This window comes from Alishewanella sp. HH-ZS (assembly GCF_001704375.1).
Lineage (GTDB): Bacteria > Pseudomonadota > Gammaproteobacteria > Enterobacterales > Alteromonadaceae > Alishewanella > Alishewanella aestuarii.
Genome location: NZ_LZEJ01000016.1, coordinates 1 through 22803, shown reverse-complemented (window position 1 = coordinate 22803; position 22803 = coordinate 1). Strand labels below are relative to the sequence as shown.

Here is a 22803-nt window from a genome sequence, read left to right as displayed (position 1 = left end):
CTTTGGCAGATTAACTTTAGCAAATTAACAAGAGAGAGCTGATTATGTTTAAAGGCGGTATGGGCAATATGCTCAAACAAGCACAGGCCATGCAGGAAAAGATGCAAAAGATGCAGGCTGAAGTGGCCAATATGGAAGTGACCGGTGAATCGGGTGCCGGTCTGGTGAAGGTCACTATGACCGGTAACCATAACGTACGTCGCGTCAGTATTGATGATAGCCTGATGAGCGATGATAAAGAAATGTTGGAAGATCTGATCGCGGCTGCGTTAAACGATGCTGTGCGTCGGGTTGAAGAAAATAATAAAGAACAAATGGCCAAGATCACCGGCGGCTTACAATTGCCACCGGGCATGAAGCTGCCGTTCTAAGCATTATGGCTAAGCTCCCGCCGCTGTTACAGCAGCTGATTGACGCACTGCGAGTGTTACCGGGTGTTGGGCCCAAATCAGCCCAACGCATGGCGTTGCAGCTGCTGGAGCGTAACCGCAGTGGTGGTGCCCGGCTTGGCGCCGCCCTGAGCGCAGCCATGACCGGGATTGGGCAGTGTCAACAATGCCGAACCTTTAGCGAACAGGCACTGTGCAGTATTTGTAGTGATCCGCGACGGGCTAATGCAGAAACGCTGTGTATTGTTGGCTCGGCCGCTGATCAATTGGCCATCGAGCAAACCGGCCAGTTTCAGGGGCGCTACTTTGTGCTAATGGGCTATTTATCGCCGCTCGATGGCATAGGCCCGGAGCAACTCGGCCTTGACTTACTGGCCAAGCAACTGGCCAGTGGCGGCATCACTGAGGTGATTCTAGCTACCAATCCGACGGTCGAAGGGGAAGCCACGGCGTTTTATATTGCTGAGCTGTGTCAGCAATATCAGTGTACCGTCACCCGCCTGGCGCAAGGGTTGCCGGTCGGCGGTGAGCTGGAATATATCGACGGTTCTACCCTGGCGCATGCCTTATCCGGGCGTAAACGTTTTTAATCAGCGCTTTTAATCCACTCTTGAAATCATCCTGAATACCCCCATATCTGGTGCTGTTATCGGCGCGCCGCGCCGTCTTTTTGTCTCGTTATACCTATAGAGGACCCCAAGATGAGTGAGACCACTGCCAACGCTGCTGGCCAGAAGCAAACTCATGGCTTTCAGGCAGAAGTAAAACAACTTTTGCAGCTGATGATCCATTCGCTGTATTCCAACAAAGAAATCTTCCTGCGTGAATTGGTATCCAATGCCTCGGATGCTGCCGACAAACTGCGCTTTTTAGCTTTATCAGACAGTAGCTTATACGGTGATGATGGCGAGTTGCGGGTAAGGATCAGCCTGGATGAGCAGGCGCGTACCCTGACTATCAGCGATAACGGTATCGGTATGGATGAGGCCGACGTCATTGCCCATTTGGGTACAATCGCCAAATCCGGCACCAAAGAGTTTTTCTCCCAGCTGTCAGGTGATCAGAGTAAAGATTCCAAGTTAATCGGTCAGTTTGGTGTGGGTTTCTATTCTGCTTTTATCGTAGCCGATAAGGTTACAGTGCGTACCCGTAAAGCTGGTCTGCCGGCAGATAGCGCCGTAGAGTGGGAGTCGGCCGGTGAGGGTGACTACACCATTAGCAAGATCAATAAAGCCAGTCGCGGTACCGAGATCGTGCTGCACCTGCGTGATGGCGAGGATGAGTTCCTAAGTCGCTGGAAAGTTGAAAGTATCGTCACTAAGTATTCAGATCATATCTCGATTCCGGTGGAAATGTGGCAGGAAGGCACGCCGGAGCGTGAAGAAGACGGCGAAACAATCCCGGCGACCGAAGGTCACTGGCAGGCAGTGAATAAGGCCACAGCACTGTGGACCCGTGATAAGTCAGAAATCACTGATGACGAATACAAAGAGTTCTATAAGCATATTTCCCACGACTGGAGCGAGCCGTTAAGCTGGAGCCATAACAAGGTTGAGGGGAACAACAACTACACCAGCCTGTTGTATGTGCCGAAGAAAGCGCCCTTTGATATGTGGAACCGTGAAGCCAAGCATGGCTTGAAGCTCTATGTACAGCGCGTCTTTATTATGGATGATGCCGAGCAGTTTATGCCAAGCTACCTGCGCTTTATCAAGGGGGTGTTGGATTCCAGCGATCTGCCGCTGAACGTATCGCGTGAAATTCTGCAGGATACCAAAGTCAGCCAGAGCCTGCGCAAAGGCTGTAGCAGCCGCGCGCTGAAAATGCTGGAGAAGCTGGCTAAAGACAGCGAGCAGTATCAGCTGTTCTGGAATGAGTTTGGTCAGGTGCTAAAAGAGGGCCCGGCAGAAGATTTCGCCAATAAAGAGCAAATTGCCGCCTTGCTGCGTTTCGCCTCTACCCATAACGACAGCAGTGCGCAAAACGTAGCACTGGCCGACTATGTCAGCCGGATGAAAGAAGGCCAGGACGAGATTTATTTCCTGGTCGCGGATAGCCATGAAGCGGCGAAACACAGCCCACATCTGGAAGTGTTCCGCAAGAAGGGGCTGGAAGTATTACTGTTATCCGATCGCATCGATGAGTGGCTGATGCAGCATCTGCCGGAATTCGACGGTAAGAAGTTCCGCTCTGTTGCCAAAGGTGGTTTGGACTTGTCGAAACTGGATGACGAGCAAACCAAAGAAGAACAGAAGAAAACCGAAGAAGCCTTTGCCTCAGTGCTGGAGCGCTTTAAAAAGGCGCTGGGTGAGCAGGTTAAAGATGTTAAGGTTAGCCATCGTCTAACCGACAGCCCGGCCTGTGTGGTGACCGATGAGTTTGATATGAGCACCCAGATGATCAAGCTGATGGAATCGGTAGGGCAGAAGGTGCCAGAGGTGAAACCGATTTTTGAGCTGAATCCGGAGCATCAACTGGTGAAACATATCGCCGATGAGCAGGACGAAAGTCGCTTCCAGCAATGGGCGGAAGTGCTGTTTGAACAGGCATTACTGGCCGAGCGTGGCAGCCTGAAAAATCCGGCCAGCTTTGTCACCCGCTTAAATAGCCTGCTACTATCTTTGGCTAAATAAACCATTCTATATCCCCAAAAGGGCTGGCCTGACCAGCCCTTATTTACGCTTATTGTTCGGATAACTTATTCTGCATCATTTTATTACTGTCTGCGCTGTCTATACTTTATTAAGTAACATAATAACGACAGACAGGTGATCTATGCAGCAGTTATGGCAACGTCTTGGCTTTGGCGGCCGTTTGACCCTTAGTATGATTTCGTTGTTTTTGGCAGCCATTTTGTTGCTGACCAGCTTACTCTTTTTTCGCTATCAGGAATCACAAACTCAAGGCGTCGTGAGCTCCCTGCAAAGTGCGGCAGAGCTAAATGCCCAGGCTTTTACCGATTGGCTGCTGGTACGACAGGAAGAAATGCGTTTTCTGGCGACTTTGCCATCCGTCCAGCAGTTGGATTTACCTCTGGCAACTGAACTGATGCTGCAATTGGCACAAAACAGCGGCTTTTATGACACCATCTTTGTGGTTGGCCCAGATGGCATCGGCATGGCCGGCGTCAGTTTTGCCAACGGTCAGGCAAAAGCCCTGACAGAAACTGAAGCCAATAACTTTAATGTAGCCGACCGAGCCTGGTTTAAGCAGGCGATTGCCGGTCAGAATACCTTTTCACAGCCAGTTGTGTCACGCGCGACCGGTCAGACAGTCAGTACCGTAGCTATCCCTATTCGCCAGAAAAATCAGATTGTCGCCGTCATGCGTGGTGCGGTAAAGCTGGATACGATCTTTGCTAAAGTCAATGAACTTAGCCGCAACAATTATACCGAGATTTACCTGCTGGATACAGCGGGTAAGGCGATTACCACTGCGCCCTCAGTACCGAAAGATACCGAATTAACGACTCAGGCTGCGGCGGCGACTAAACAACAGCAAAGTGGTGTTGGCTTATATCAAAATGCTGCCGGCACCGCGGTGATTGGCAGTTATCAGTTTATGCCGATGCTGGGTTGGAGCCTGGTGCTGGAAAGTCGGCAGCAGGAAGCGCTGGCAGAGGTGCGGGCAATGTTTTGGACACTGGTGATTGCCGCCATGTTGGTATTAGGGGTAGCAACTATCGTCTGTCTCTGGTTAGTAAAAAAAGTAACCCGCACTCTTGGCGGCGAGCCGGAGTATGCTGCTGCTGTGGTACAGCGGGTTGCTGAGGGGGATTTAAGTGGCAGTATCAAGCTGCGCGTTGGAGATCAACAGAGTTTGTTGGCTGCAATTGCTCAGATGCAACAACGCTTAAAACAAATGCTCGCCGATGTCAGTCATTACTCGGATCAGGTCGCGGCAGCGGCGACTGAGCTGTCGCAGATTAATCAGCAAACCAGTGAGGGGATGCAGCAACAAAATACGGAAATCAGCAGCGCTGCGGTAGCGATGAACGAAATGACCAGTACTCTGGAAGAGGTGTCGCGTAATACCCAGCAAGCGGCGGATGCGGCTGCGATGGCTGAGCAGCAAAGTAACACCGGGCGTCAGGTGGTAAGTACCACGCTTCGGGATCTGGCTGAATTATCGGATAATGTTAGCGGTGCGGCAGCTATTATTCGTTTGTTAAAGCACGACAGTGATCAGATCGGTAATATTCTACAGGTGATTGAAAGTATCGCCGAGCAGACGAATCTGTTGGCGCTTAATGCAGCCATTGAAGCCGCGCGCGCCGGTGAAAGTGGTCGCGGTTTTGCTGTAGTGGCAGATGAGGTTCGTACCCTGGCCAGCCGAACTAAGGATTCTACGACTGAAATTAAACAAATGATTGATAAGCTGCAGCAGGGCACTGAGAACGCGGTGAAGGCTACGGAGCACAGCGAGAAAGCGGCGCAAAATACCGCCGAACGTGCCACGGCGGCTGATCAGGCATTAGCGGCAATTTATGAAGCGGTTGAGCTGATTAGCAGTACTACCCATCAGATTGCTACGGCAACTGAACAACAAACCGTAGTATCACGGGATATTAATCAAAATTTTCATAAAATCAGTGATGTAGCCTACCAAACCAATGATAATGTCAGTCAATCGGCGCAAGCCAGCACTGCGCTGTCGAGGCTGGCAGAGCAACTGCAGGAGCTGGTAAAACGCTTCAGACTTTAGTCGCAGAACTACGTTGGCAAGGGCAACAAAATAGCCATTTTTTACCCTTTGCCAGCGATTCACTGCTGAATTGGCTGCTCTGCTCAAGCTATCGACTAAAGGCGAGGATTGGCGCAGTGTCAGGTAGCACCAGTTGACAAATTTCTTGTTTCACCCGGCGCATTATGCAAAGATTAGACCCGGTAAAAATTACAGATTAATCCCAGGATAAGAGGGTAAAGGCTATGCGCATAATTTTGTTGGGCGCCCCGGGTGCCGGTAAAGGAACTCAGGCACAGTTTCTGATGAATAAGTACGGTATCCCACAAATTTCCACTGGTGATATGTTACGGGCCGCGATTAAAGAAGGCTCGGAGCTGGGGGTTGCCGCGAAAAAGATTATGGATGCCGGCCAGTTGGTATCGGATGAGCTTATTATTGGTCTGGTAAAAGAACGTGTAGCCAAAGCCGATTGTGCCAAAGGTTTCTTATTAGACGGATTCCCACGCACTATTCCGCAGGCTGATGCGATGCAGGAAGCTGGGATCAAGGTTGATCATGTGATTGAGTTTGATGTACCGGATGATGTGATTGTAGAGCGGATGAGTGGTCGTCGGGTGCATCCGGCATCAGGCCGGGTGTATCACCTGGTATATAACCCGCCAAAGGTAGCCGGTAAAGACGACGAAACCGGTGAAGACTTAGTGATCCGGGCGGACGATGTAGAAGAAACGGTACGCAAACGGCTGGCCATTTACCATGAGCAAACCGAATTATTGGTTGGTTACTACCGTAAAGCGGCTGAGCGGGGTGAAACCCGTTACCATCACCTGGATGGTACCCAGCCGGTTGAGCGTGTCAGTCAGCAGCTTATCTCATTACTGGGCTAAAGTGACGGTATGCGATGCAAGAACCCGGTGCTGACCGGGTTTTTTCGTTTAACTGCCAATAGTCTGGCGTAAGACCTGTAATGCGGCGTCGTAATCCGGTTCTTGCGCCAGTTCTGGTACCAGCTGCAGGTAAGCGACCTTACCTTGCTGATTAATGATAATGATTGCCCGGGTTAATAGGCCCATATCTTTAATTAACAAACCATAATTGCTGCCAAAGTCTCGCCACACTGCGTCCGACAGGACTGCCATGTTATTTACCTGCTCTTGCTCGCAGAAACGCTTCTGTGCAAAGGGTAAATCCGTGCTGATGGTCAACAACTGGACGGAGTCGGGTAACTTAGCGACTTCTTCATTAAAACGTTTTGTCTGTAATGAGCAAATGCCTGTGTCAATACTGGGTACTATGCTAAGCATTAAGGTTTTACCCTGAAAGTCAGATAAGCGGACTGGCTTAAAACTATTGTCCACAACTCTGAAATCTGGGGCCTGTTGACCCACTTTCAATTCATCGCCAAGCAAGACAATTTGTTGGCCACCCGCTTTAACATCACTGATCCTCGCCGGCAGGTTTGCTGTAATATCAATAGCTTGTGAGAAAAAAGCCGCAGCTGCCAGCATCAGCGTAAATAGTATCTTGGTATTATTTTTTCTTTTTATAAACATTTTGCTGCTCCAAAAGTCAATCAACGTTATGATAGGGTCAGACCGCATTAAGGCAAGAAAGTTATGATCCCTGCTGTATTAATTTGCGATGACTCCAACCTGGCCAGAAAACAACTGGCCCGGATTTTACCACATGATTGGCAGAGTACCATTCGCTTCGCCGGACATGGTGCGGAGGCCTTGGCAACACTGAAGAAGTACGCATTTGACTGGTTATTTCTTGATTTGAATATGCCCGTAATGGACGGTTATCAGGTGCTGGCTGAGCTACAAAAACACAAGTTACCGCTACAAATTGTTGTGGTTTCAGGCGATATCCAGCCTGAGGCTTATGACAGGGTGATGGCTCTGGGTGCTAAGGCTTTTCTAAAAAAGCCAGTAGATAGTGCACAGCTTGCAGCATTATTGCAGACAACGGTCGCTGTCAACCCAAAAGTTGCAGTACCGACTCCGCCTGTTATCGAAGAGTTAACGCAACTGGATGCAGAATTACGCGATGTCTTTCAGGAAGTTGCTAACGTTGCCATGGGTCAAGCCGGAGATTTATTAGCGCGTTTGTTGAATGTGTTTGTCAAATTACCGATCCCGAATGTCAATTTAATCGAAGTTAGTGAATTGACGATGGCATTGGCTTCAGTTGCACCCGATAGTCAAACATCGGGGATTTGTCAGGGCTTTATCGGTAGCGGTATTGCTGGCGAAGCATTATTGATCTTAACAGACTCCAGTTTTGCTGATATAGCACGTTTGTTAAATTATCAGGGTGAGCTGAATACTGCAGCTGAATTAGAATTGCTGATGGATGTCGCCAATATTCTGATTGGTGCGGTGTTAAAAGGTATTGCGGAACAATTGGATATAAGCTTCAGCCAGGGACACCCTGTGGTATTGGGGCAACATGCACCCGTTACCGAACTGATTAAAGCTAATGCTAAACGCTGGCGGCGGACTCTAACGATAGAGTTAAGTTATGGGATTGAAGGTTTTCATATTCATTGTGATTTGCTCTTGTTGTTTACCGAAGACAGTTTAAAAACTTTTCGTTATAAACTGGCATTTTTAATGGATGATGCAGAATGACCATAGAAGAGCTTGGCGCTTCCGAACTTCATTGGCTAATGGATATGTTGCAAACCGTCGACGTTGGTCTGGTCGTGGTAGATACCTCATATCGGATCCAACTCTGGAATGGTTTTATGGAAAACCACAGTGGTTTGCTTCCACGGCAAGTCCGCAACAGACAGTTGTTTGATTTATTCTCTGAAATTGATGAAGACTGGCTGCGCCGCAAATGTGAGCCAGTTTTTCTGCTGAAGAACCGTGCTTTTACCATTTGGGAGCAACGACCCTATATTTTCCGCTTTAAGAACTATCGCTCAATCACCGGGCACGCGGACTATATGTATCAAAACAGCACCATCTTTCCATTAACAGATAGTCGTGGTCAGGTCAGTCACCTATGTTTCATTATCTATGATGTGACCGATGCCGCCGTGAGTAAACTGGAATTACAGTCAATGAATGGCCAATTGCGCCAGTTGTCGACGACGGACTATCTGACCCAGATGCGAAATCGTGGAAATTGGGAAGAAAGTTTGAAATTAGAATTTAACCGTTTGCAGCGCTATTCGCAGCACACCAGTAGCCTGATCATGTGTGATATTGATCACTTTAAGCGGATTAATGATACCTACGGCCATGCTGCAGGCGATATAGTAATCAAAGCTGTAGCCGAAGTGATTCGCAAGAGTCTACGCAGCACTGATTTACCTGGTCGTTATGGTGGTGAAGAGTTTGCGCTTCTATTGCTGGATACCACAGCGGATCAAGCAAGCTACTTGGCTGAACGAATTAGACGCAAAGTGGAGCAATTAGAACTCAGTTTTCAATCTCACACGATCAAATTAACAATGAGTTTTGGTTTAGCGGAGCGCGCGATAACGATGCAGGATTATTTGCAGTGGCTAGATGCTGCGGATAAAGCGCTGTACCACTCAAAAGCAGCAGGTCGGAATCAGGTTACTCGCTTCCATGACACCTTATAGCCGAAAACGCACTGTTCCGTCAGGGGTGATGTGGTGTCGGACAGCGTGCCAGCACACTGAGTTGGTTATTATGATCGAGTTGCTCAAGTACGACTTCAAAGCCCCACAGCCGGTGTAAATGCCGCATCAACTGTTCAATAGCGCCGCCCAATGGGATTTCGTTATGCGGGGTATAGCGCAGCGTTAAAGCCCGATCACTGCTGATATTCACTTGCCGCACCTGAATATTTGGCTCCAGCTGGCTCAGATTATATTGCGCCGACAGCATTTGCCGGATCTGTTGATAACCTTCGGCATTATGGATCGCACTGACTTCCAGGCTGCTGTCCTGGCTATCGTCAGTAATGGCAAACAGATGAAAATCCCGGATCACCTTAGGTGACAGATACTGGCTGATAAAGCTCTCATCTTTAAAGTTTTGCATTGCAAAATGCAGGCTTTCCAGCCAGTCGCTGCCGGCCAGTTGCGGAAACCATTCACGATCCTCCGCAGTGGGCTGTTCACAGATGCGCCGCAGATCGGTAAAGATGGCAAAACCCAGCGCATAGGGGTTAATGCCGGAATAGTATTTACTGTTGTAAGGCGGTTGCAATACTACGCTGGTGTGGCTGTGTAACACTTCCAGCATAAAGCGATCACTGACCCGGCCTTCATCATACAAATGCTGCAGCAAGGTATAGTGCCAAAACGTCGCCCAGCCCTCGTTCATTACCTGGGTTTGTTTTTGCGGGTAAAAGTATTGCGAGATCTTGCGTACGATACGCACCAGTTCACGCTGCCAGGGTTTTAACAGTGGTGCATTTTTCTCGATAAAGTACAGGATATTTTCCTGTGGTTCGGCTGGAAAACGCGCCTCGGCCGGATTGCTGTTGGCCTTTGCCGGTAGTGTGCGCCAGAGTTCATTGACCTGGGATTGCAAAAAGGCTTCCCGCTCCTGCTGCCGGCGCTGCTCTTCGGCCATCGAGATCTTCTGTGGTCTTTTATAGCGATCCACACCATAGTTCATCAGCGCATGGCAGGAGTCGAGAAAATCCTCTACTTCGCCAATACCATATTTTTCCTCACACTGGCTGACATAGTTTTTCGCAAATACCAGATAATCGATAATGGAGCTGGCATCGGTCCAGGTGCGGAATAAATAGTTGTTTTTGAAAAACGAATTATGACCATAACAGGCATGGGCCATCACCAGTGCCTGCATTGGCAAGGTGTTTTCTTCCATCAGATAGGCAATGCAGGGATCGGAGTTAATAACGATTTCATAGGCCAGCCCCATATAGCCTCTTTTGTACTGTTGCTCACTTTGGATAAATTTCTTACCAAAAGACCAGTGATGATAACCAATCGGCATGCCGATACTGGAATAAGCATCCAGCATCTGCTCGGCGCTGATTACCTCGATTTGATTGGGGTAAGTGTCCAGCTGATAATAGGCCGCGACCCGGGCGATCTCCTGCTGATACTGGGTTAACAGTTCGAAACTCCAGTCTGGCCCGTCTGGCAGACAAGGCCCTTTGCTTAAGGCGACACTACGCATTTTGCCTCCCTCGATCAGGCTGCCTGTTTTTTAAATAGCTCCCGGAATACCGGGTAGATATCGCTCACCTCACGGATATGCTGCAGCGCCAGCTTCGGCTGACTTGCCCGCAGGCGTTCATATTGCTCCCACAGTGACTGATGTGCCCGTGGTGTAATTTCGATATAGGCGTAATAACGTACCGCTGGCAGGATCTGTTTACTTAGCAATTCGGCACAAAGCGGACTGTCTTCTGCCCAGTTATCGCCATCTGAAGCCTGGGCGGCGTAAATATTCCACTCTTGCGGATTAAAGCGCTTGGCAATGATTTCCTGCATCAATTTTAAGGCCGAGGAAACAATGGTACCGCCGGTTTCCTGGGAGTAAAAAAACTCCTGCTCATCCACTTCCTTAGCTTGCGTGTGGTGACGGATATAGACCACTTCAACATTTTTATAGCTGCGGCTTAAGAACAGGTACAGCAGAATATAAAAGCGTTTAGCCATCTCTTTGGTAGCCTGGTCCATTGAGCCAGAGACATCCATCAGACAAAACATCACCGCCTTACTGGTTGGCTCTGGTTTTTTCTGATAGTTACGAAAGCGCAGGTCAAAGCTATCAATAAAAGGTACTGCCGCAAGTCGCTGTTTTAGTTCACTGATCCGCTCCAATAGCGCGCGTCGTGCCAGTTCATCTGGCACTGCGGCCAGTTCCAGCTCGGCCAATTCAGCCTCGGCTTGCCTTAACTGTTGCTTTTTATCCGCTGACATGGCGATGCGGCGCGCCAGCGAACCACGTAACGAGCGCACGATATCAATATTGGCGGGTACCCCCTCGGCCCGGTAACCAGCGCGGACCGTTTTATACTGCACCAGTTTATCCAGTTGATTATATTTTAAATCCGGTAGTGCCAGATCTTCAAACAACAGATCCAGATATTCGTCCTTGGAAATGGCAAACACAAAGTCATCGCTACCTTCACCATCGGCGCTGGCATCACCTTTGCCACTGCCGCCCGCACCGCCTTGTGGTCTGGGAATACGATCGCCGGGGCTAAACTGGTCGTTACCCGGATGCACCCGTTGCTTTACGCCGCCCTGTCCCTGATGAAAAAACGGCTCAGTAATGTCACGTGCCGGAATACTGATACTCTCGCCACTGCTCAGGTCAGTTACGCTGCGTTTACTGATGGCGTCCGATACGGCCTGTTTAATCTGCTGTTTATAGCGCCGGATAAAGCGCTGGCGATTTACCGCGCTTTTATTCTTACCATTTAAACGGCGATCGATAAAATGCGCCATACACCCTCCGGAGCTACTGTGATTTACGTACCCGTAAATACCATTCCGACAGCAGCCGGACCTGTTTACGGGTATAGCCTTTCTCCATCATCCGGTTAACAAAGTCGTCGTGCTTTTTCTGATCCTCGGTACTGGTTTTGGCATTAAAGGAAATGACAGGTAACAGTTCTTCGGTGCTGGAAAACATTTTTTTCTCAATCACCGTGCGTAGTTTTTCGTAACTGGTCCACAGCGGATTCTTGCCATTGTTTTTGGCCTTGGCCCGCAGCACAAAATTGACTATTTCGTTGCGGAAATCTTTTGGATTACTGATGCCGGCTGGCTTTTCAATTTTCTCCAGCTCGGCATTCAGCGCCGCCCGATCAAACAGTTGACCGGTTTCCGGGTCCCGGTATTCCTGATCCTGGATCCAGAAATCGGCATAGATAACATAGCGATCAAAGATGTTTTGCCCATACTCCGAATAGGATTCCAGATAAGCGGTTTGAATTTCTTTACCAATAAACTCGACATATTTCGGGATCAGGTAGCCTTTCAGGTGCTCCAGATAGCGTTCTGCGGTGTCTGCCGGAAATTGCTCCCGTTCAATTTGCTGTTCCAACACATAAAACAGGTGTACCGGGTTGGCGGCAACTTCGGTCGAGTCAAAATTAAATACCCGTGACAGGATCTTAAAAGCAAAGCGGGTCGATAAACCGGTCATACCCTCATCGACACCAGCAAAGTCGCGATACTCCTGATAGGACTTGGCTTTGGGATCGGTATCTTTCAAGCTTTCGCCGTCATACACCCGCATTTTGGAGTAGATACTGGAGTTTTCCGGCGTTTTCAGTCTGGATAATACCGCAAACTGCGCCAGCGAGCTGAGGGTACCGGGGGCACAAGGCGCCTGACTGAGTTCGCTGTGCTCCAGTAGTTTCTGGTAAATTTTCATTTCTTCACTGGCGCGCAAACAATAAGGCACTTTGACAATATAAACCCGGTCCAGGAAGGCTTCGTTGTTCTTATTGTTGCGGAAGGTTTGCCATTCGGACTCGTTACTGTGTGCCAGAATAATGCCATCAAACGGCAGGGCCGCCAGCCCTTCGGTGCCATTGTAGTTACCTTCCTGGGTCGCGGTCAGCAGTGGATGCAGCACCTTAATTGGCGCTTTGAACATCTCCACAAATTCCATCAGGCCCTGATTGGCACGGCAAAGCGCACCGGAATAGCTGTAGGCATCGGGATCGTTTTGGGCAAAGTGCTCCAGCTTACGGATATCGACTTTACCGACCAGGGCGGCAATATCCTGATTGTTTTCATCTCCCGGTTCGGTTTTGGCGATGGCGAGTTGATCCAGAATAGAGGGATTGCGTTTCACCACCCGGAATTGACTGATATCGCCATTGAATTCATGCAATCTTTTACTGGCCCAGGGTGACATAATGGCTCGCAGATAGCGTTTGGGGATGCCATATTCCTGCTCCAGCAGGGCGCCATCCTCCGCTGCATCGAACAGACACAGCGGGTGGTCCTGTACCGGCGAGCCCTTCAGGTAATAAATCGGGACTTGCTGCATCAGGGCTTTCAGCTTTTCGGCCAGCGACGATTTACCGCCACCCACAGGCCCCAGTAAATAGAGGATTTGTTTGCGCTCTTCCAGTCCTTGCGCCGCATGCTTGAGATAGGAAACGATTTGTTCGATGGCCTCTTCCATACCGTAAAATTCATGGAAGGCAGGGTAGCGGGCGATCAGGCGGTTTGAAAACAGGCGGCTGAGCTTAGAGTCCTGCGAAGTATCAATCAGCTCGGGTTCGCCAATCGCCTGCAGCAGACGTTCAGCGGCACTGCTGTAGCAGCTTTTGTCTTTTTTACACAGCTGCAGAAACTCCTGCAGGCTCATTTCCTCTTCTTTGGTGGTTTCGTACCTGGTTCTGAAATGCTCAAAGATCCCCATAAATACCTCCAGCCCATCGTCCGGCATGACAACTTTTACGCTAGTTGGGCAGCCGTATTAGTTACCCGTATTGGCAGCTAACGCCCAAACTACTCACTTTAAGGGTAGACACTAAAGCGCTGTTTTGCCCAATGTTTCAGTAAAAAATCGTTACTGGGTAATGGTACGCTTTGTCTCGATAAAGGGTTCAGTTGCTTTTTTGAGCTAAAGTGTTGGTAAAAGGTTCAGCCCGAACGGGGCAGGAGCGCAGATAAAAAAATACCCGGCAGTGGCCGGGTATCAGAGGCAGGAATTGCAGCGTTACTTAGCGAAGTTCGCTGCAGCAAATTCCCAGTTCGCCAGGGCCCAGAATGCATCCAGGTAAGTTGGGCGGGCATTGCGGTAGTCGATGTAGTAAGCGTGCTCCCACAGGTCAACTGTGATAATTGGCGTTACTGCGGCGTCTTGAATTGGTGTGCCGGCGTTGCTGGTATTGACAATATCCAGGCTGCCATCCGCTTTTTTCACTAACCAGGTCCAGCTGGAACCGAAGTTATTGACGGCTTTGTCATTAAAGGCGGCTTTAAAGGCATCGAAAGAGCCCCACTTGGCGTTGATGGCATCGGCCAGGGCACCAGTTGGTTGACCGCCACCATTTGGTGATAAGCAGTGCCAATAGAACGTATGGTTCCACACCTGAGCTGCGTTGTTAAATACGCCACCTTCGCTGTTACGGATAATTTCTTCTAATGACTGGCTGGCAAAAGGCGTGCCTTCAATCAGACCATTCAGCTTAACGACGTAGGTGTTGTGGTGCTTACCGTGGTGATACTCCAGGGTTTCAGCAGAAATATGCGGCACTAAAGCATCTTTTGCGTATGGTAAGGCGGGTAATTCAAAGGCCATTGTAGCTCTCCGTTCGTTGTTTAAAGTGTCTGCATGGCGTAGACTACAAAACCTGACTAAAATACTCAAGTTTTATCCTTGCCGGCCTGCGTTTGCCTGCAATCATTATAGCCGCAGGCGCTGTTGTTGGTTCAGACAATATTGGGCACTTTCTGCAAATCTCAAGTGCGGGCGAGGGGCAGAAGGAGTAAAATAGGCCAACTTTGATCTTAATCCGAGAGGTAGTAATGGAAACGTTAGACAAAATCAAACAACAAATCGCCGACAACCCGATCCTGCTGTATATGAAGGGTTCGCCAAAATTCCCCAGTTGTGGCTTTTCGGCTCAGGCGTCACAAGCGCTGATTGCCTGTGGTGAGCAGTTTGCCTTTGTCGACATTCTGCAGCATCCGGATATCCGGGCCGAGCTGCCAAAATACGCTAACTGGCCGACTTTCCCGCAGCTGTGGGTCGAGGGCGAGCTGATTGGTGGTTGTGATATCGTGCTGGAAATGTTTCAGCGTGGCGAGTTACAACCGCTGATTAAAGCCACTGCAGAAAAGTTTAAAGCCGAACAGCCAGCGGCGGAATAAACCTTCAGTAAGACACGGCATATCCGTTATGCCGTGTTTTCAGTCTCTTCGTCCTGTTCCTCATCGGCCGGTAGCGCATTGCTTAGTGGCCAGCCTCCCAGTTGCTGCCATTTATTAACGATGTAACAGAACAGCTCCGCGGTACGCTCGGTGTCATACAGAGCGCTATGGGCTTCTTTGGCATTAAAGGCAATTCCCGCCTGTTGGCAGGCCTTGGCCAGGACCGTTTGTCCGAGCGCCAGCGCCGCCAGGCTGGTGGTATCAAACGAAACAAAAGCATGAAACGGCGAGCGTTTATAATTTAAGCGGCTGATCGCGGCATTAAAAAAGCCTTGGTCAAAAGCCGAATTATGTGCGACCAGCACAGAGCGCTGACAGCCGGCGTCTTTTTGCGCTTTGCGCACGGCTTTACAAATTTCAGTAATGGCCTCGCGCTCAGGCACGGCACCGCGCAGCGGGTTGAAGGGATCGATGCCGTTAAATGCCAGTGAGCTGGCGTCCAAATTGGCGCCGGCAAAAGGATCAACATGAAAATGCAGGGTTTTGCCGGGCTTTAACTGGCCCTCTGCATCCATTTCCAGCAGATTTACCGCAATTTCGAGCAAGGCATCGGTTTTTGGATTAAAGCCTGCCGTTTCGACGTCGATAACAACAGGGTAGTAGCCGCGAAAACGCTGGGCTAATAGAGAAGCGCTTTTAGTTGCGCCTGAAGCCGTGGCCTTTGTCGCAGCAGAAGGTGTTGAGGTCATAGAGTCACCGTAGCAGTCAGAGGCCGGCATTATGCCAAAAAAAATGCGATAGGTCTTGTTTTGGGCATAATGCTTGCTATGGTCGTTACGAAGCGGGAGGTTCTTTTGCAAACAATGGGGCAGTACATGCGGGCGATAACGCTAATCTTTAGTATCAGTGCGGTTTTGACGGCAGGCCAGCTGGCAGCAACTCCCAGCCAGTGGCGTCAATATTCCGCCACTATTGAGCAATCGCGTTGGCAGCTAAGCAGTAATACGCCTCTGCAATGCCAGCTGGAGCATGAGATCCCGAATTTTGGCAAGGCGGTGTTTCGCAGTGCTGCCGGTAAAAGTCTGAATATGGACTTTGAATTACAGATGCTGCGCCGGCCTGATAGTTATGGTCTGGCGGAGGTGCTGTCAGTCCCGCCACAGTGGCGTGCCGGCGAAAAAACCAAAACCCTGGCCAGTATGCGACTGTTAAAGCAGTTTAATGGTGATTTACCGAAGAAAACCGCCTGGACCTTGCTGACCGAACTGGAGCAGGGTTTTAGCCCGACCTTCTATTACAGTGATTGGTACAGCCCGTACGATAAGGTGGTGGCGGCACTGAATCCGGTGCAATTTCCAACCCAATATCAGGCCTTTAGCCACTGTATCGCCGGGTTGTTACCCTATAGCTTTGAGGATATCGCTTTTACGGTATTAAGTTATGAGAGCGGTGGTGATCAACTGACCCGCGAATCACGTCGCCGTTTAAGCCAGATCGCGGAGTATCTGAAATACGATCAGGAAATTGAATCGATTGATCTGCAAGGCTATACCGACAGCCTGGGCGGTCGATGGATGAATGAACAGTTATCAGTGCAGCGGGCACAGAAAATTAAAGACTTCTTAGTTGCCGCCGGCGTGGCGCCAGACAAGGTGCAAATTGAGGGTTTTGGTGAGCGCCGGCATGTGGCGCCAAACGACAGTGCTCTGGGGCGGGCAGTTAACCGCCGTTTAGTATTGCAAATGGCAAAGCCCTAGGGCGTGTTAACCTTGACAGCAATGCAAGCGTTAATAGGCCCTGATGCAGACTTCGACCTTGCCGTCTGTTTAACGTCGCTCTACCATCAAGGATACATCGCGCCAGCCGTTGCGCTCGGCGATAATCACGCGGATTTGCTCACCATTACGCGGAAAATTTAGCTGTAGCTGACCCGCCACGACTTTTTGCTGGCTTGGTTGCCCGAGATGCTGCTGGTAAAAGCTGAGTAATTCTTGCTGACTGGCGCGGCTGTAAAAGTGCAGCACGGCCGGCAGCTTTTGTTCCAGTCTCAGCTGTTCACGGGCATCGGCCGGCAGTGGGATGCGCTGAAACTCGGTAGCTTGCGCCATCCCGATACTGAGCAGGCAGCTTGCCAATACCAGCACGGCGAAACCTAACTTACGACCAGACATAGCAATTCCTTGATTAGTTTCCTGTAATAAAAACTCTAGCAAATAATTAGGGTCAAGTCGCCGCTTTTTTATTAAAGCGTGCCGGGCTCAGTAAGTTCGCTGTGCTCTGGCTAAGTGGCCGCGGTTCACCACTGATTACAGCGGCTAAGTACTCAGCCAATAGCGGTGCAAATAACAAGCCGCGGGCACCCAGACCGACATTTAGCCAAAGTGGTGCCGGCTCGCCAGTGTTTTCCGGGTGGTAGCGCCCACAGAGTGGCAGATGATCCGGTACTGTCGCCCGAAAAGCGGCTTTCGCCGAGTTAACCATTAAACGCTGACTCCAGTCAGGTGCCTGTAACTGTTGCCGCAGCTCGGCAATATTCTGGGTATCGTCTGCATCCAGTAACTGTGCCGTTTCTGCTGTGCGGTCAAAGGTGGCGCCAATACAGTGCAGTCCTTGCCAGGCAGGTGTCAAATAACCTTTATGACAAATTACAGTGCGCAATGGCGCCAGATCCGGCGCCTCGACATGGCTAACCTGACCGCGTACCCGATTTACCGGCAGAGCGGCAAAGGGGGCTAAGCGGGTTAGATCGGCACCATTAGCGACCAGCAGCTGCTGTGCGGTGAGTGTCGTTGTCGCGGTATGCAGTCGCCAGCCATCAGAATGCGCTGCAAGCTGTTCTACCCGACAGTTAAACTGGCTACGAAAGCCTGGCTGGGTGCTAAGGTAGCGCCACAATGCCTGGCAAAAGGCTTGTGGTGCCAGCCAACCGGCCAGCGGCAAAAAGATGCCGCCCTGCTGCAAACTCACACCAGCGAGCTCAGTGGCTGCTGCCGCATCGACAAACTTTAGTAGCTCAGCTGGCCAGACCGCTGCCTGTGCCATTTTCTGTTGCCGCTCAGCCAGTTGTTCTGTGCTGGCCAGATGCAGCACGCCACAGTAATCCAGTGGAAAGTCTAAGCCCAGTTGCTGACAGTGCTGATAAAACTGCCGCGCCTGCCAAAAGGCCTGACAGTGAAATAACCCCTGTGGCGTGAGCTTAACTGGCAGATTCGGATAAAGCGCACCCTGGCGATTATGCGAAGCACCCTGGGCTACTTCGGCATCGGCGCAGAGTAGCGTTACAGCAATACCCCGACGCAGCAGGGCGTAGGCAGTGGTTAAGGCTGCCAGACCACCACCGACAATGGTGACAGGAGCACTAACAGGATCGCTGTGCTGCCTGTCGGTGGATAACGACTCAGCCGGCTGAGGATGCCAGGCAATCAGCATTTCGCGCTTTTTACCAAAGCCTTTTACCTTGGCAAGCTGAAAGCCCGCTGCGCTTAGGCCGCGTTTTACCACCCCGGCACAGGTAAAGGTGGCAAGGCGGGTGCCGGGATAACTTAAGCGAAATAGCTGCTGAAATAATCCCGGCTGCCACATATCGGGGTTTTTCGCTGGCGCAAAACCATCAAGGAAGATTGCATCGACCCGATTCTGCTCCGGTACCGTGGGTAAGAGCTCATTAACATCACCCAGCCACAGATCCAGCATCACCAGGCCCCCATCCAACAATAGTCGCTGACAGCCCGCGGTGGCCGGCGGATAGGCGGCCAATAGCTGTTGGCAAAGTGGGGCTAACTCCGTATGCACACTCAGTGCCTGTGTCAGATCGGCGCGGCTTAACGGGTATTTTTCAAAGCTACTAAAATACAGCCGCTGACAGCGGGCATCCGGATACTGGCGGCGATATTCCCGAAAGCGTTGCCAGCAAAGTAAAAAATTGGCACCGGTACCAAAGCCGGTTTCCAGCACATGAAACCAGGGACTAGCATGACTTTGCCAGCGCTCTGGTAAACCGTTTTGCTGCAAAAACACGTAATCCGTTTCGGCCAGGCCGCCATCGTTGGAAAAATAGATATCGTCAAAGTCAGTGGCAACCGGGGTGCCTTGGGCATTAAAGTGGATCCGGGCGTGCGATAGGGCAGACATAACAAACCTTTGGCAAAATTTCATCTTGTAGTTTACCGCAGCCTGAAGCAAAATTGAAAACAGAGTACAGCTGTGCGCTGAAAGCAGACCAGTTTCGCGGTGAAAGTCCGTAGAATTGCGGTATTAATTCTGCGGCGTTACTGTGCGGCAGCATCACAAAGATTACATTTAACATTCAGTACCTGTAACGACAGGCATGGGGAGTAAGCATGAAAAGAGCCGTGATCACCGGTTTAGGCATTGTATCTAGTATCGGTAATAATCAGGCTGAGGTCTTGGCCTCGTTAAAAGCGGGTAAGTCCGGCATCAGCCGTGCCGAGGAATTTGCCGAGCTGGGTTTAAGATCGCAGGTATGGGGCAATATTAAACTGGACCCCAGCGAACTGATTGATCGTAAAGCGATGCGTTTTATGGGCGATGCTGCTGCCTATGCTTATCTGGCGATGCAGGAAGCGATGCAGGATGCCGGTTTAAGCGATGAGCAGATTTCGCATCCGCGGGTTGGCTTGGTGGTTGGCTCGGGCGGCGCTTCGTCCAAAACTCAGGTTGAGGCGGCCGATATTCTGCGTGAAAAAGGCGTAAAACGGGTTGGCCCCTATGCAGTGCCAAAGACCATGTCCAGCACCTGCTCGGCCTGTCTGGCCACGCCATTTAAAATTAAAGGCGTAAACTATTCCATCAGTTCAGCCTGTGCCACCAGCGCACACTGTATCGGCCATGCGATGGAACTGATCCAACTGGGTAAGCAGGATATCGTGTTTGCCGGTGGTGGTGAAGAAGTGCACTGGACACTGGCGATGGAGTTTGACGCAATGGGTGCCTTATCCAGCCGTTACAACGACACCCCTGAGCTGGCCTCGCGTACCTATGACGCCAATCGCGATGGTTTTGTGATCAGCGGCGGTGGCGGTATCGTCGTGGTCGAAGAGTTAGAGCACGCGCTGGCGCGCGGTGCGACCATCTATGCTGAAATTGTCGGCTATGGCGCGACCTCAGATGGTTATGACATGGTGGCACCAAGCGGCGAAGGCGCCGTACGTTGTATGCAAATGGCGATGCAAGGCGTTGACGCACCTATTGATTATCTGAATACTCACGGCACCAGTACCCCGGTGGGTGATGTCAAGGAGCTGGGCGCGATCCAGGAAGTCTTTGCCGGAAAAACCCCGGCCATCAGTGCGACTAAGGCGATGACCGGTCATGCGCTGGGCGCGGCCGGTGTGCATGAGGCCATTTACTCGCTGCTGATGCTAAAGCATAACTTTATTGCGCCGTCGATCAATATCGGTGAACTGGATGAGGCGGCTAAAGGTCTGGATATCGTGACCCAAACCCGCGACGCAGTCTTAAATACCGTGATGTCGAACAGCTTTGGCTTTGGTGGCACCAATGCCACCTTAGTAATGCAACGCTACAAAGGGTAATGCAACGCGACAAAGCATAATGCAAGGCCATAACGGCTAACTGCAGCTGGTATAACTTAAGGCGCTGACATCAGCGCCTTTTTTCTTGCTCAAGTTCAGTTCTTGCGACACGACTTTTCTTGCTAGAATGCACCCATCCGAACAACGGGGCCGATAATGAACATTTACGCTGATGAAAATATGCCGCTGGTGCGCGAATTTTTCGCCGACCTTGGCGAGGTGACCACTTTTGATGGCCGGAACGTCCAGGCTGAGGCATTACGCGAGGCCGATGTCCTGCTGGTGCGTTCGGTGACGCCAGTCAATGCCAGCTTGCTGTCACAGAATAACCGCTTACGTTTTGTCGGCACGGCCACTATCGGTACTGAACATGTTGATAGGGACTATTTAGCTTCACGGCAGATTAGCTTTAGCTCGGCACCTGGCTGCAATGCCCAGTCGGTGCTGGAATATGTACTTAGTAGTTTATGGTTTCTGGCTGAGCGCTATCAGTGGTCATTACAGCATAAAGTGCTGGGTATTGTCGGGGTCGGCAGTATCGGCCAACGTTTAGCTACCGCGGCAAGGGCGCTGGGGATCCCGCTGCTGCTCTGCGATCCGCTGCGTGCTGCGCAAGAGCCGGATTTTCCGCATACTGATTTTACGACCTTGTGTCAGCAGGCCGATATTATCAGTTTTCATACCCCGCTTCAGAAAACCGGGCCTTATCCCAGTTATCACCTATTGGATGCAGTACACCTGGCGCAGCTAAAACCTGACTGCGCTATTATCAACGCCTCGCGTGGCGCCGTGATCGATAACCAGGCGCTGCTAACGGCGCAACAGCGCAAGCGTCGGCCGCTGGTGCTGGATGTGTGGGAACAGGAGCCGGATATTTTGTTACCGCTGCTGCCTTATTGCGATTTGGCCACGGCGCATATTGCCGGTCATAGTGTCGAAGGCAAGGCGCGGGGCACCGAAATGCTGTATCAGCGCTGCTGTGAACTGCTGCAACAGCAGCCCCGGATGAGTCTGGCCGCGCTCTTACCGGTACCAGCGATGGAAAAACTACAACTTTCCGCTAATTTTGGGCTTCCAGATGTCCAAAATCTCGCCAGGATGTTATATGATGTGCGGCGGGATGATGCCTTGTTCCGGTATCATATAACAGGTCACGGGTTTGACTGGCTCAGAAAGTCTTATCCTGCCCGGCGCGAGTACAGTGCGCTACAACTGAGTGGCCCGGCCTTACCGGCCTGGCTTGACTCCTTAGGCTTTAGTCGTCAGTAATAAGAGGATGCACCGCATGGCGTCGCAATACAATGTCGCAGTTTTGGGCGCGACCGGTCTGGTCGGCCAACATTTAATCGAAATTCTGGAGCAGCGTGATTTTCCGGTTGCGCAACTGTTCCCGCTGGCCAGCAGCCGCTCGGCCGGTGGTACTGTGACCTTTAAGGGCAAAAAGCTGACGGTGCTGGATGCTGAAACCTTTGACTGGAGCCAGGCACAGATTGGTCTCTTCTCAGCCGGCGGCAGTGTCTCGGCGATTTATGCCCCTAAAGCCGCTGAAGCAGGCTGTGTGGTGATTGATAACACCTCGCATTTCCGTTACGAAGCGGATATTCCATTAGTGGTGCCGGAAGTTAACCCAGAGGCCATTGCCGATTACCGTAACCGCAATATTATTGCCAACCCCAACTGTTCAACGATTCAGATGTTGGTGGCGTTAAAGCCAATTCATGATGCCGTTGGCATTAGCCGGGTCAATGTCGCGACTTATCAGTCGGTCAGTGGTGCCGGACAATCGGCAGTAGAAGCCCTGGCCAGCGAAACTGCACAGCTGATGAACGGCCGGCCACTGGATGAGCAGGGACAGTTTGCCCGGCAAATCGCTTTTAACGTGATTCCGCAGATTGATGTGTTTCTGGAAAATGGTTACACCAAAGAAGAAATGAAAATGCACTGGGAAACCCAGAAAATTCTGGGCGACAGTAGCATAGCGGTAAATGCCACTGCAGTGCGGGTACCGGTGTTCTATGGTCACGCCGAAGCAGTGCATATCGAAACGCGGATGCCGATTTCGCCAGAGCAGGTAAAAGCTCTGCTGGCCAATGCGCCGGGTGTGGTATTACTGGAAAATAATGCCGACTTCCCAACCCAGGTTTGCAGTGCTACCGGCAAGGATGAGGTCTTTGTTGGCCGCATCCGTCAGGATTTATCACATGAAAATGGTATAAATATGTGGGTTGTGGCCGATAACATTCGTAAAGGCGCTGCGACTAACAGTATTCAGATCGCAGAAGTGCTGATCCGCGATTATCTCTGAGTCGCGTTTCACTGTAACAGGCCGCTTTTGCGGCCTGTTTTTGTGTGCGCCCAGCATGGG

The 22803-nt window shown here is 50.8% G+C and carries 20 protein-coding genes; 12 read left to right on the top strand and 8 right to left on the bottom strand.

The features are described 5' to 3' along the window. Positions 1–44 precede the first annotated feature (44 nt). The 5 genes from A9165_RS08095 to adk all read left to right on the top strand — a co-directional run bounded on the left by A9165_RS08095 (position 45) and on the right by adk (position 5962). The gene (locus A9165_RS08095) at positions 45–371 is read left to right on the top strand and encodes a YbaB/EbfC family nucleoid-associated protein (RefSeq protein ID WP_008951421.1); all 327 of its coding nucleotides are present in this window, start codon (positions 45–47) and stop codon (positions 369–371) included. Positions 372–376: 5 nt separating this feature from the next. Next, complete coding sequence (gene recR / locus A9165_RS08090) at positions 377–979, top strand: recombination mediator RecR (protein ID WP_008951422.1); 603 nt, start codon at positions 377–379, stop codon at positions 977–979. A gap of 111 nt (positions 980–1090) precedes the next feature. Further along, positions 1091–3022 (top strand): molecular chaperone HtpG, encoded by a 1932-nt coding sequence (gene htpG, locus A9165_RS08085; protein WP_065955526.1) that lies wholly within the window; start codon positions 1091–1093, stop codon positions 3020–3022. A 142-nt stretch (positions 3023–3164) separates the two neighbouring features. Then, entirely contained in the window at positions 3165–5093 is a 1929-nt protein-coding gene (locus A9165_RS08080) for a methyl-accepting chemotaxis protein (RefSeq protein ID WP_008951424.1), read from the top strand. Positions 5094–5317: 224 nt separating this feature from the next. Further along, complete coding sequence (gene adk, locus A9165_RS08075; protein WP_008607441.1) at positions 5318–5962, top strand: adenylate kinase; 645 nt, start codon at positions 5318–5320, stop codon at positions 5960–5962. Between the two features lie 48 nt (positions 5963–6010). Here adk and tpx read toward each other — a convergent pair whose 3' ends face one another. Further along, entirely contained in the window at positions 6011–6628 is a 618-nt protein-coding gene (gene tpx, locus A9165_RS08070; protein ID WP_065955525.1) for a thiol peroxidase, read from the bottom strand. A 63-nt stretch (positions 6629–6691) separates the two neighbouring features. Here tpx and A9165_RS08065 point away from each other — a divergent pair, with 63 nt between their 5' ends. Together A9165_RS08065 and A9165_RS08060 are read left to right on the top strand one after the other, a co-directional pair. Beyond that, positions 6692–7708 (top strand): response regulator, encoded by a 1017-nt coding sequence (locus tag A9165_RS08065; RefSeq protein WP_065955524.1) that lies wholly within the window; start codon positions 6692–6694, stop codon positions 7706–7708. Then, entirely contained in the window at positions 7705–8673 is a 969-nt protein-coding gene (locus tag A9165_RS08060; protein WP_008951428.1) for a diguanylate cyclase, read from the top strand. Before A9165_RS08065 ends, A9165_RS08060 begins: the two co-directional genes overlap by 4 nt. A 19-nt stretch (positions 8674–8692) precedes the next feature. Here A9165_RS08060 and A9165_RS08055 read toward each other — a convergent pair whose 3' ends face one another. From A9165_RS08055 to A9165_RS08040, 4 genes are all read right to left on the bottom strand, one after another. Further along, a complete protein-coding gene (locus A9165_RS08055) occupies positions 8693–10210 on the bottom strand; it encodes a SpoVR family protein (protein WP_065955523.1) in 1518 nt (505 codons plus the stop codon). A 14-nt stretch (positions 10211–10224) separates the two neighbouring features. After that, the gene (locus A9165_RS08050; protein ID WP_065955522.1) at positions 10225–11490 is read right to left on the bottom strand and encodes a YeaH/YhbH family protein; all 1266 of its coding nucleotides are present in this window, start codon (positions 11488–11490) and stop codon (positions 10225–10227) included. A 13-nt stretch (positions 11491–11503) separates the two neighbouring features. Further along, a complete protein-coding gene (locus A9165_RS08045) occupies positions 11504–13426 on the bottom strand; it encodes a PrkA family serine protein kinase (RefSeq protein ID WP_008951430.1) in 1923 nt (640 codons plus the stop codon). Between the two features lie 300 nt (positions 13427–13726). After that, a complete protein-coding gene (locus tag A9165_RS08040; protein WP_008607450.1) occupies positions 13727–14311 on the bottom strand; it encodes a Fe-Mn family superoxide dismutase in 585 nt (194 codons plus the stop codon). Between the two features lie 227 nt (positions 14312–14538). On the opposite strand from A9165_RS08040, the gene A9165_RS08035 reads away from it, so the two are divergent. Beyond that, complete coding sequence (locus A9165_RS08035; protein WP_008951431.1) at positions 14539–14883, top strand: Grx4 family monothiol glutaredoxin; 345 nt, start codon at positions 14539–14541, stop codon at positions 14881–14883. A 26-nt stretch (positions 14884–14909) separates the two neighbouring features. On the opposite strand, the gene rnt is transcribed toward A9165_RS08035, so the two are convergent. After that, entirely contained in the window at positions 14910–15632 is a 723-nt protein-coding gene (rnt, locus tag A9165_RS08030) for a ribonuclease T (protein ID WP_065955521.1), read from the bottom strand. 126 nt (positions 15633–15758) lie between these two features. Between rnt and A9165_RS08025 the strand changes: the two genes are divergently transcribed. Then, positions 15759–16640, top strand: a complete 882-nt coding sequence (locus A9165_RS08025) for an OmpA family protein (protein WP_065955520.1) — start codon at positions 15759–15761, stop codon at positions 16638–16640. A gap of 69 nt (positions 16641–16709) precedes the next feature. On the opposite strand, the gene A9165_RS08020 is transcribed toward A9165_RS08025, so the two are convergent. Both A9165_RS08020 and mnmC read right to left on the bottom strand, forming a co-directional pair. Beyond that, positions 16710–17054, bottom strand: a complete 345-nt coding sequence (locus A9165_RS08020) for a hypothetical protein (protein WP_065955519.1) — start codon at positions 17052–17054, stop codon at positions 16710–16712. A 52-nt stretch (positions 17055–17106) separates the two neighbouring features. Continuing rightward, on the bottom strand, positions 17107–19014 hold the full coding sequence (gene mnmC / locus A9165_RS08015) for a bifunctional tRNA (5-methylaminomethyl-2-thiouridine)(34)-methyltransferase MnmD/FAD-dependent 5-carboxymethylaminomethyl-2-thiouridine(34) oxidoreductase MnmC (RefSeq protein WP_065955518.1): 1908 nt from the start codon (positions 19012–19014) through the stop codon (positions 17107–17109). A 209-nt stretch (positions 19015–19223) separates the two neighbouring features. Between mnmC and fabB the strand changes: the two genes are divergently transcribed. The 3 genes from fabB (at position 19224) to A9165_RS08000 (ending at position 22743) form a co-directional block, all read left to right on the top strand. Continuing rightward, positions 19224–20438, top strand: a complete 1215-nt coding sequence (fabB, locus tag A9165_RS08010) for a beta-ketoacyl-ACP synthase I (protein WP_008607458.1) — start codon at positions 19224–19226, stop codon at positions 20436–20438. Between the two features lie 156 nt (positions 20439–20594). Continuing rightward, positions 20595–21707, top strand: a complete 1113-nt coding sequence (locus A9165_RS08005) for a 4-phosphoerythronate dehydrogenase (protein WP_065955517.1) — start codon at positions 20595–20597, stop codon at positions 21705–21707. A 16-nt stretch (positions 21708–21723) separates the two neighbouring features. Further along, on the top strand, positions 21724–22743 hold the full coding sequence (locus tag A9165_RS08000) for an aspartate-semialdehyde dehydrogenase (RefSeq protein ID WP_008984214.1): 1020 nt from the start codon (positions 21724–21726) through the stop codon (positions 22741–22743). Positions 22744–22803: the final 60 nt, after the last annotated feature.

Bases quoted from the DNA above. Each gene is read 5' to 3' on its own strand.
- A9165_RS08040 (WP_008607450.1), bottom strand. From the start codon at position 14,311: ATGGCCTTTGAATTACCCGCCTTACCATACGCAAAAGATGCTTTAGTG.
- A9165_RS08050 (WP_065955522.1), bottom strand. From the start codon at position 11,490: ATGGCGCATTTTATCGATCGCCGTTTAAATGGTAAGAATAAAAGCGCG.
- A9165_RS08045 (WP_008951430.1), bottom strand. From the start codon at position 13,426: ATGGGGATCTTTGAGCATTTCAGAACCAGGTACGAAACCACCAAAGAA.
- A9165_RS08000 (WP_008984214.1), top strand. From the start codon at position 21,724: ATGGCGTCGCAATACAATGTCGCAGTTTTGGGCGCGACCGGTCTGGTC.
- tpx (WP_065955525.1), bottom strand. From the start codon at position 6,628: ATGTTTATAAAAAGAAAAAATAATACCAAGATACTATTTACGCTGATG.
- A9165_RS08065 (WP_065955524.1), top strand. From the start codon at position 6,692: ATGATCCCTGCTGTATTAATTTGCGATGACTCCAACCTGGCCAGAAAA.
- A9165_RS08055 (WP_065955523.1), bottom strand. From the start codon at position 10,210: ATGCGTAGTGTCGCCTTAAGCAAAGGGCCTTGTCTGCCAGACGGGCCA.
- htpG (WP_065955526.1), top strand. From the start codon at position 1,091: ATGAGTGAGACCACTGCCAACGCTGCTGGCCAGAAGCAAACTCATGGC.
- A9165_RS08025 (WP_065955520.1), top strand. From the start codon at position 15,759: ATGCGGGCGATAACGCTAATCTTTAGTATCAGTGCGGTTTTGACGGCA.
- adk (WP_008607441.1), top strand. From the start codon at position 5,318: ATGCGCATAATTTTGTTGGGCGCCCCGGGTGCCGGTAAAGGAACTCAG.
- rnt (WP_065955521.1), bottom strand. From the start codon at position 15,632: ATGACCTCAACACCTTCTGCTGCGACAAAGGCCACGGCTTCAGGCGCA.
- A9165_RS08035 (WP_008951431.1), top strand. From the start codon at position 14,539: ATGGAAACGTTAGACAAAATCAAACAACAAATCGCCGACAACCCGATC.
- recR (WP_008951422.1), top strand. From the start codon at position 377: ATGGCTAAGCTCCCGCCGCTGTTACAGCAGCTGATTGACGCACTGCGA.
- A9165_RS08005 (WP_065955517.1), top strand. From the start codon at position 20,595: ATGAACATTTACGCTGATGAAAATATGCCGCTGGTGCGCGAATTTTTC.
- A9165_RS08080 (WP_008951424.1), top strand. From the start codon at position 3,165: ATGCAGCAGTTATGGCAACGTCTTGGCTTTGGCGGCCGTTTGACCCTT.
- mnmC (WP_065955518.1), bottom strand. From the start codon at position 19,014: ATGTCTGCCCTATCGCACGCCCGGATCCACTTTAATGCCCAAGGCACC.
- fabB (WP_008607458.1), top strand. From the start codon at position 19,224: ATGAAAAGAGCCGTGATCACCGGTTTAGGCATTGTATCTAGTATCGGT.
- A9165_RS08060 (WP_008951428.1), top strand. From the start codon at position 7,705: ATGACCATAGAAGAGCTTGGCGCTTCCGAACTTCATTGGCTAATGGAT.
- A9165_RS08020 (WP_065955519.1), bottom strand. From the start codon at position 17,054: ATGTCTGGTCGTAAGTTAGGTTTCGCCGTGCTGGTATTGGCAAGCTGC.
- A9165_RS08095 (WP_008951421.1), top strand. From the start codon at position 45: ATGTTTAAAGGCGGTATGGGCAATATGCTCAAACAAGCACAGGCCATG.